Source organism: Palleronia caenipelagi (assembly GCF_007004065.1).
Classification (GTDB): Bacteria; Pseudomonadota; Alphaproteobacteria; order Rhodobacterales; family Rhodobacteraceae; genus Palleronia; species Palleronia caenipelagi.
The window spans coordinates 1-2,059 of the sequence record NZ_VFSV01000122.1 but is presented as its reverse complement, the minus strand read 5'-3'; the positions used below and the strand labels follow the sequence as shown (position 1 = coordinate 2,059).

The following is a 2,059-nucleotide window of genomic DNA, read 5'->3' as shown; positions in this document are numbered from 1 at the left end:
GCAACGATACCGTTTACGGAGGCTCGGGCAACGACGAGGTTTTCGGCGATTTCGGCGATGACACTCTCTATGGGGGCTCCGGTGACGACACTGTCACGGGAGACCCGGGCAATGACTCGGTGTTTGGCGAACTCGGCGATGACTCTCTGCGAGGCGGGGACGGGAGCGACACCCTGTATGGGGGGGCCGGGAGCGATACGCTCAAGGGCGATGACGGCGATGACACCGTCTCTGGCGGTTCTGGCGACGACGACGTCTCGGGCGGGGTTGGCAATGACTCGGTGTTTGGCGAACTCGGGAACGACAGTGTCACGGGCGGGGCCGGCCAGGATACGCTGGTCGGGGGAGCCGGCAACGACCTGTTCTTTGGGAACTCCGGCGATGACATCATCGACGGCGGCACGGGCAACGACCGGTTCTTTGGGAACTCCGGCGATGACACCATCGACGGCGGCACGGGCAACGACATCGCCTATGGCGGCGCCGGGAACGACACCCTGCTTGGCGCGAGTGGCGATGACACGCTCGACGGGGGGGCCGGGGCTGACTCGCTGGTGGGGACACTGGGCAACGACCTGCTGATCGGTGGCGCGGGCGTTGATACGTTTGTCGCAGCCAGCGGCGATGACACGGTGGACGCGGGCAGCGGGGATGAAACGCTGCTGGGTGAGATCGGCAACGACGTTCTGCTGGGCGGGGCCGGCAACGACACGCTGAATGGGGGTGTTGGCGACGACACGCTCAGAGGCGAGTCCGGTGACGACCTGGTTGGCGGCGGGTCGGGCGATGACGCGGTCTTTGGCGGATCGGGAAATGACAGCGTCTTCGGAAGTATCGGCGATGACAGCGTGTTTGGCGATGCGGGGGCGGACCGGTTGTTCGGCGGCCAAGGCAACGACATGCTGGAGGGCGGCTCTGGTGAAGACGCGATCAGTGGTGGTTCGGGCGATGACACCATCTCTGGCGGTGCCGGGAACGACACGCTCGATGGCGGCACGGGCAACGACACGCTCGATGGCGGCTCCGGCGACGACAGCCTTTACGGCTCCGATGACGTCGACAGCCTCCTGGGCGGGGCTGGCAGCGACACCATCATCGGCTGGTTTGGCAATGACACGATTGATGGGGGCTCTGGTGACGACTCAATTGATGCCGGCGGACAGCCTGATCTGGTCTATGGCGGGGCCGGGGACGACACGATCACGGATGGGGGTGGGGGGGGATCTCTCGACACGATCTATGGCGGGGCGGGCAATGACATCGTCGATGCAGGCCTCGCAGACGATAGCGTCTTTGGCGGCCTGGGGAATGATACGCTTCAGGGTGGTGCCACTGGCAACGACACGCTCGATGGCGGCTCCGGCGATGACAGCCTGCTCGGCGGGACCGGCACCGATACTCTGAGCGGTGGGATTGGCGCCGATACGCTGCTGGGCGGCAGCGGCGACGACGCTCTGGCAGGCGACAGCGGCGACGACACGCTGGTGGGGGGGCTTGGCAACGACACGCTCGACGGGGGGGCCGGGGCTGACGTTCTCGACGGTCGGAGCGGCGATGACAGCCTGTTTGGCGCCAGTGGCGATGACACGGTGGACGGGGACAGCGGGGATGACTTCCTCCGCGGCGGGGCCGGCGATGATACCTTTTTCGGAGACCCGGGCAATGACACGCTCATCGGCGATTCCGGCGATGACCTCCTCCGCGGCGGGGCCGGCGATGACACCGTGTCTGGCGGAGCCGGGGCGGACGTGGTCAATGCCGATAACGGCGTGGATACGGTCGAAGGGGGCGCCGGGAACGATACGCTCGATGGGGGGTCCGCGTCTGACCTGATCTACGGTGGCAGCGGGGACGACAGTATCGTTGAAAGCGGGAGCACTTTTTCCGCCGATACGATCTATGGCGGTCTCGGAAATGACAGCGTCGCTGCCGGTGCAGGCGATGATACCGTTCAGGGGGATGTCGGCGACGACAGCCTTCTCGGTGAGAGCGGCGATGACACCCTGAGCGGCGGCGCTGGCACCGATATCCTCGACGGTGGGTCTGGCAACGACGTGGT

The 2,059-nt window shown here is 66.1% G+C and carries 1 protein-coding gene; it reads left to right on the top strand.

All coding sequences use genetic code 11. The features are described 5' to 3' along the window. On the top strand, positions 1-2,059 hold a 2,059-nt coding region (locus tag FEV53_RS20110; RefSeq protein ID WP_221931699.1), incomplete at both ends, for a calcium-binding protein.